Here is a 7,553-nt window from a genome sequence, read left to right as displayed (position 1 = left end):
GCAGGCGCGCCATGCTACCTCACGAAATTCCGGGACTCCTGTCGCCATAATTCGTTCACCTACGCAGCGGATGGGAGATGCCCTGAACGCCCTGCGTCCGCAACGACTACGCACAAAAGCCGCTTCGTCATTACTACCTCACTGGCTGGACGGCTATTCGGAATGCAATTCTTGCTCCTCTCGCGTGCTGCTAGCACACGTCGAATCAGCGAATTGCCCTGTCGCCTATCAGGGACTAAAAATCACCACTTCGCTAAGCTTCGTTTCCATGATTTTCAGCGGGTATAAACCATTCCTCCGGAATTTTACAGTTATCACTATTGGGGGCTGGGTTCGATTTATGAATTTTTAGATGTAAAGGCATTGATACACAATTCCCAAAAACTAACGCTTCACCAGGTGTGGACTGTTTAATTTTATTAGTAAAGGCTTCAGAAAAATAGGGGAGAATTGCTTGTATGTATTGCATATCTCTCTCATTTTGAATTCTATGAATTATAAAGTTCGCACATTGTGAAAGTACCGTTTCTGATAACTCAGAGGGTCTTTGAGATGAAACCAATAAGTAGAAGGAGTATTTTCTTCCTTCTCTGGCAATTTTTTCAAAAATATTTTCTTTTAATAGATACTCATAATGCTTTTTAATATATCTATGAGCTTCATCTAAAATTAGATGGATAGGTTTTTTTCTGCGATTTTCACCAATGAGTTTTTTTCTTTCATCAAAAAGAAGCCTTGAAACTACACTCGTCAATGTTTCCAGAATGTCAGGGCTTAATTCACTGGTATCAATAATGATTAATTGGGAACTGTCAGTTTCATTGGCCCAAAGATTTGATAGAAAACCATTAATACTTCTAATATCATGAGATTTCCTCATAAATTCACAATCAGGGTTATCTAAAAAGAAATCTAACCGTGTGAGCATGGTTGCTGTGTAGCCTCTAATTTGCTTATTTCCACGGGCATCTTCTTCTAAAAGAATTAGTTCAGCAGCAATTTTTAAAATTTTATGATCAAAGAACTCACCATTTTTGATTTTTGAATTTATAACTTCTTGAGCTTTGGTGATATCAACTTTATTTGCAACTTCTTTCGTTGCATCGTCTAATTTATTATTATTTCCTCCATACGAAATAGTACAGGCAGCTTGCAATGTCTCAATGTCATCTATTAAATCAGCCGAAACATTTTCAATGTCAGAGTTACTCTTAATAATGCTTGTTATACTACCGAGAATACTTGCTGCTGTTGTTATTCTGGCTGTGTCACTATCGGCCTGCTTCAATGTGCTATATATCAAATTGCACACTCTATATTTCAAATAATTAACAAACTTTTTCTGGTCTTCGACACTTGAACTTCCAATCCTAGAAAATAGATAGCTTTCTTGTAAAACTTTATCCCAGAATGGTCGCTGTGTTGCTTCTGTTGCTAATAAAAAAGCACTCCACTCATCTATTGTCAGTAAAAAATGAGGTAAGTAAAAAGGTTGATAACCATCACTATCATTTTTAATGTTTGGTTTGTAATATTTGATAGAAATATTTGCATCCGAATCGTTTGTGAACGCTTTTTTATATTCGCCATTTACATCAAAAACAAGAACCCTTGAACCAATCGCAGAATAATTTTCTTTGCGATGAATTTCTTGAATAATATGGGCAATGGTATTTGATTTCCCACTTCCTGAATTACCTAAAACAGCTGAGTGAATATTAAAAAAACTGTCAATACTAACCTCAATGGGGTAATTGATTAGGTTTTTGCTTACTCCTAAGAAAAAAGATTGATGCGTTATATCATCTGTATAGCTGTGATTTTTAGGTTCATTATTTGTCCGCAAAATTATTTTCATATCTTCATAGGTAACAATACTCACATCACTATAAAGAGAAGGAAACACACCAACACCTAAATTGAATTCTTTAAATTTGTTGATCGTTCCAATGGCTTTAATTAAAAGCTCTCTATTACTTTCAATGTCAAAAGAAAATTTTTCTTGGTGGAGGTCAGAGTCAAAGATGGAAATCACTTCACAAATAATGACTTCACCAATAGCATTGGTTATTTTCAGGTAACTACCAATATTTCCAAAATAATAAATATTGCCATATAAATTAACCGATCCACCTCTAATTTCAGATGATATTTTAACTTTAAGTTGACTGTAATTAATTGCGGTAAGTTTTCCTATTCTCATTCCACTAGGCACCAGTAACAGCTGATTTATTTAATTCTTTTAATTCTTTTAATTCTTTAACAAATTCTTCCAACAATGATTTTTCTTTGTTTTCATCTAAGTCTGGTAGTAGGTTGTTCACGATTGATTCAAAATAGTGAATATTCTTCCCTGTATCTGATTCACCAAAAATCCTGTAAATTCTATTGTCATTGATTTTTGAGAGAGGACAGTCCTCATATTTCCCAAAGATTACGACAGAAATAGATGAATTAGATGCTAGAGATTGATAAATTATATTGTTTAGATGTTCGTCACTAAAGCTATAGCCCATTATAAATAATACAGAATTAGGTTGTGCTAATTTAGTTTGAAATTCCCTAATCAAATCAGAATATGGAGAACCTAAACTTTGATTTTGCTTCAATGGTGTTGGGTAAATTAAAACATGCTCCTTATTCTGGTTTCCTGTACCTCCTTCGATAGGTACCTCTTGAATATTGAATAATGAGTTCCCTTCTTTTTCAATCCAACTAATAGAACCGTGTAGTTTGTACAAATACACCATGTTTTCTAATGGCTCAAACTTTTCTAAATTAGCATCGATCTTTTTTGAAAAGGTATAATTAAATATTGCAGGGTTGAATACTCGCTCAAGCCCACCACCAAAGCCATTGTTGTAATTTATATTGAGGTTATCCAGGGCCTTTTCATTAAATAAATCATTATTGGTTGTAAAAATATTGATACGAGAAAGGTCTTTGTTTCTTAGTGCCACCTTTTGATATAGTTTTTTGTATAAACTTAAGGTTTCAGCAGCTTTTTCATCACCTAATAAATCAATGTTTATCTTGCAAAAAATCTGATCTTGTATATGATTGATTAGCTCATTCACGCTACCGTTTTCAGTTTCATCAGGTTCATCAGGTTCAATTGTTCCGTCCATAAAGTGTTTCTTTGCATACAAAACACCTAGTAGTTTTTCTAAGTTATCTCCTGAAAGTTTTTTATACAGATCTTTCGTTTTATCTTCTAAATTGGTGTTTTCATCGATACCCTCCCTAATCTCATCGTACATCCCCTTCATATCAAGGATAGCCCCTGAACTTACTCCGGCTCCAAGTAAAAAACTTACATTTTTCACATTGGAAAATTCAGCCATTTTTTGTTTAATAGCTTCTAAAGAATTATTGGTTTCTAAGGCTTCACTCCCTTGATAAAAATGTATTTGTCCTTTCTGGTTATTACTATTAACGTCATTCATTACGCAGCCTTATAAATTTCTTGCTCTAGTTCTGTAAGTGCTTTGAGATATTTCTGGTTCTGTCGCAATAATTATTAAAAGCGTAGACCTCCTGGCCTTCAGGCATAACTAGGTTCTGTCGCAAAACACAAAATCCCCCTATTACCTACGATCATAAGATTAAATTTCAGCCAAATAAGTTTAGCATTTTCAACTAAAATAGAGCTACAGCCGCCCTGCGTCCGCCAAAAATGGCTCTACGGCTATTCGGGATAAAATTTTAGTCTCCCTCGCGCGCTATCGCGCACTTCGGATTGGCAAATTTCCCTCTTCATTGTGACACATAATACATCACTTGAATATCTTTGAGAACACCCCTCTAATAACTGGTTTATCTGCTGATGTTTCGCTTTGTGTCGTATCAATTTTATGTTCAAGTAATGCCATTAATCGAATTTCACGAGCTAGGGAATCTTCTCTATCTTGTTTTATATCGTCCCTAAGCCCATCGACCTGTTTTTCAAGCCATTCTATATGAGACCTCTCAACCTGCACCACTGGCACGGATGTTTTTGTAACCTTTGACGTTGTATTTTGTTTCAGTTCACCGTACACACGGATTAATTCCGCAGTATCAAGAAAACCATCACTATTCCTCGATACCCTACCAGATGAGACATGTCGGTATAAAGTCTGCTTCGATTTTCCGATTAATCGTGAGGCCTCTGTCATTGTTACTAATGCCACTTTATCACCCGTAATTGTTATTCTATGAGAGTGTAACTATTAATCACATCACAAAATCATCACATATTTAGAGTGAACACGCCAGTTTTTGTCTACCCTTTACCCATCATGAAAAATTTATAATCCCTATTTTACCTGCCCTAATGAATATTTGATTTTCGTTCAACCTTGTATTTTCAACCTCTCACAAAGTCGACACGGGGGTTTATGTTTTTGTTTGGTGAATGGGTGGGGTGGTATCAGGTAAAATAGCAACTTGTAATCCATTTATTAAATCATTGTCACTACATTGTCACCAACATTGTCACATCCTATGTAGAGCAGTAAGGACAGGGGATACAGAGGATTTTGAGCACGCTTGTATATATGCTTTTTTACATTGTCATCGACATTGCAACCCAGTAGTCACGTGGTCTAAGGTGGTATTAGTGACAATGATGGTCATTAGTTTTAGAGGAAGTAGAGAACATAATAAAATAATGATATATGCTCTATGAAAAAAGTGCATCTTTGTCATTTTTTTCTAGAAAGCAGATACACACCCTGTATTTAAAGGGCTGGAGCACGTGACAATGACGGGTGACAATGATTTTTAAAGGGCTTGTAAAGAGTCCTTAACAGCAGGTGTGTAGCGAGCGTGACAATGATGGTGACAATGTAGTGACAATGCTGTGCGAGGTTATAGGCAAAAAGAGGCGATACGCATAAAAGCAATATCACCCCAACTCTCAATAAATAAAAGTAAATCTAAGATGGATTAGACTAAGAGTCTGGAAACCGATTTGGGTAAACATCTCTTAACAATGGCATCATATAATCCCTACTTCTTGGTGTAGATTTCTCAACGGACAAATCTTTAAGGACAATCCCAAGTTTTATTTGATTTTGCCGTGTGGTTTTTTGTGACAGATCTCTTAATACCTCTGTCGATGTCATTTTTTTAGTGTGTGAGGTATCAAAGTTATAAACATCAAGTAACAACTCCTTGAGATTAGTGTCCTCATGCTTGGATAAGACTTCTTTCTGTAGTACTTCCTCCTCTTCTGTAAGCCACCACTGTTCACCCTGCATATATTGACCCCACACATAACCCCACAAGTCCGTATAGTCGAAGTTTTCTTTAACAATGATGTCTAGTGATCCTGTCGTCGTTATAGGCAAGAAACGCCTGTTACCCGTTGCGTCTCTTAAATACTCCTTTTCGTTTACAGTGCCTATACATGAAATATGTCGCGTTATTTTTAGTGGCTTACGTGCATACGGCAGTCTTATCTCATCCTCTGTCATCGACAAGAACGCCTTTAGTGCTGATATGTCACTTCTCTTAAATGTTGAATCAAGTTCTCCAAGCTCAGGAATCCAGCACTTTAATACATGAAGCATTGAGTCCTTGTCTTTAACATCTAATAAAATCCCTTCCTTTGTGTATTTATGCAGTAACTTAGGCAGTATATAGCGTATAAATGAAGTCTTTTTGTGTCCTTGTTCTCCAAAAAATACCAGTACAGACTCATATTTGTCTATAGCGTCGTCGTTAGGTGTATTCCTTGCCATATCAGCCGCGGCACAACACTGTATTAGCCAGCGATACATCGCGATTTTAACCCACGTCTTATTGTCCACGGGCAGCAACTCCACAAGTTCATCAACTGGATTATTAGACTTGGTGCGCGTGATGACTTTCAGGCAATCAGTGACTGGGTTAATGATATTGCTCTCGATGATTGCATCCAGTTGCATGTCAACAACACGATCACTAATCCCATGAATTGCACACTTACCTTTTAGAAACGCGATTAAAGAATTATGTTCGTTTCCCTTCATTGATTGGATGCCCTTAATGTTAGTTTCAAGTAGTAATTCATCATAACTGACACTGACACCGTAATACTCTATAAGCGCCTCAAGATTTTCAGGCGTTGGGATGGGTTTGCCTTTCATTGTTGTGTGATTCCATTTTATTTGTTTAGTGTGTTCTCTTGATAGCTTGACCACTGTCCCCATTGATACATTTTTAGGGTTGTCCCCATTATCAAAAGAACACCATTTTTTGGATATCTCTGTTTTGTTATATTTTTTACTGGTTTTTGACCACTCGTCCCACACAGAAAAACCACCATTTGCGCCTGAGTGATAAATAGCCATGCCGACCATTATCCATTGGTCATAGTCTTCGCTAGGAATGTGTTTAATGACCTCCTTTATTCTTTCTGCTGTCCAGGGGTGGGCATCGGGTACAGCGACCAGTGAAGGAATGTTTTGTACTGGCAGGTCGTTATCAGGTGCTTCAAAAACATTATTTATTGCTGGAAAATCCATTGCGTTAACGTCAATCTCGACCGCATCATCATTAATGAAATAATCAGGGTCATAGGAAGTGAAACAAAGCCTTAAAATATCCTTGCAGGCGGGGTCAATAGTAATTCCATGCTCTACCTTAAAGAGATATTCAAACTTATAAAATATCTCTTTGAACTGCTCATCATTATCAAACTGACCAACATTAAACCCCGCCTTAACGCCTAGCCCGCTGACCGATCTAAACGCGAACAGGCAGCCTTGCGTAGCCTTTACTATGCCAATGACCCGTTCCACGCCCGCGCTATCCTGTAGAGCATCAATATCAACGTGAAATATGCCAGTACAGCTGTCCTTGTCAAAGTCTTTTGCTCTTCTACCGCAAGAATCATTAACACCCCCTGAGAATGAGATAGCACTCATCTTTATTTTCAGGGCTTTAACTGCCTCACTTTTCCCTTCTGTTTTTAGTTTTCGCTGATAAGCAACTACATGCTCATCATTGGTCTTTAGTCTTTCGACGAATTGGCGCGGTGTGGTTGTTTCTCCTCTGTACGCTTCATTAGCTCTTTTTTGGTACAGGACTGCCTTATCTAGAATATTGACAGATAGAGGAGCGGATGGAGGGGTTTCTGCAATAGCTGGAATAGCGAGTGATGACTGGTTAATATTTTGAGCTTTATTTTTTATTGAGATTTCCATAATGACTTACCGTTTGTAAGGTTTCATCATGGTAAAACGTTTTAATATAACCTGGCCCGTGATAAGATAATTACTCAAAAGGACTGGTATTGTCTTTTTGTTTTACCAATGATGAAATGATATTTCAAAGTCCATGTGAAAGGTCTGAACCCTTTGCGCATGGTGCAAATATGCCCTTTGAACTGAAAGCATCAAGGGGCATTTTTTTCATTATCTCATACTCCATACAAGCACACCCGGACTACCTCTCTAGCCATACCTCAGCAAATCTCTAAACAATACTTTTTATCCCTTTTTTACGCCTACAAACCAACACAAAAAAACAACAGTTTGACCCGCATTCTAATTACAAAAAATGTTTTATCAATTAGGATTTATAAC

Annotated in this window: 4 protein-coding genes; all 4 read right to left on the bottom strand. The window is 37.1% G+C overall.

What is annotated here, in order from left to right; genetic code table 11:
• Nucleotides 1-253: 253 nt before the first annotated feature.
• Nucleotides 254-2,203, bottom strand: coding sequence for an ATP-binding protein (locus tag CDZ78_RS12485; protein ID WP_087870310.1), 1,950 nt, complete (start codon nt 2,201-2,203; stop codon nt 254-256).
• A 4-nt stretch (nt 2,204-2,207) separates the two neighbouring features.
• A complete protein-coding gene (locus CDZ78_RS12480; RefSeq protein ID WP_087870309.1) occupies nt 2,208-3,446 on the bottom strand; it encodes an SIR2 family protein in 1,239 nt (412 codons plus the stop codon).
• Nucleotides 3,447-3,776: 330 nt separating this feature from the next.
• Entirely contained in the window at nt 3,777-4,172 is a 396-nt protein-coding gene (locus CDZ78_RS12475; protein ID WP_140414039.1) for a hypothetical protein, read from the bottom strand.
• Between the two features lie 762 nt (nt 4,173-4,934).
• Nucleotides 4,935-7,172: a VapE domain-containing protein gene (locus CDZ78_RS12470; RefSeq protein WP_087870307.1), complete on the bottom strand. Its 2,238-nt coding sequence runs from the start codon at nt 7,170-7,172 to the stop codon at nt 4,935-4,937.
• Nucleotides 7,173-7,553: the final 381 nt, after the last annotated feature.

Origin of the sequence: Bathymodiolus platifrons methanotrophic gill symbiont, from assembly GCF_002189065.1 — a bacterium.
In the GTDB taxonomy this organism is placed as follows: domain Bacteria; phylum Pseudomonadota; class Gammaproteobacteria; order Methylococcales; family Methylomonadaceae; genus Methyloprofundus.
This window is presented reverse-complemented; position numbering and strand designations above follow the sequence as displayed.

Excerpts from the sequence above, each read along its gene's own strand:
- CDZ78_RS12480 (WP_087870309.1), bottom strand. The coding sequence starts at position 3,446 with ATGAATGACGTTAATAGTAATAACCAGAAAGGACAAATACATTTTTAT.
- CDZ78_RS12485 (WP_087870310.1), bottom strand. The coding sequence starts at position 2,203 with ATGAGAATAGGAAAACTTACCGCAATTAATTACAGTCAACTTAAAGTT.
- CDZ78_RS12470 (WP_087870307.1), bottom strand. The coding sequence starts at position 7,172 with ATGGAAATCTCAATAAAAAATAAAGCTCAAAATATTAACCAGTCATCA.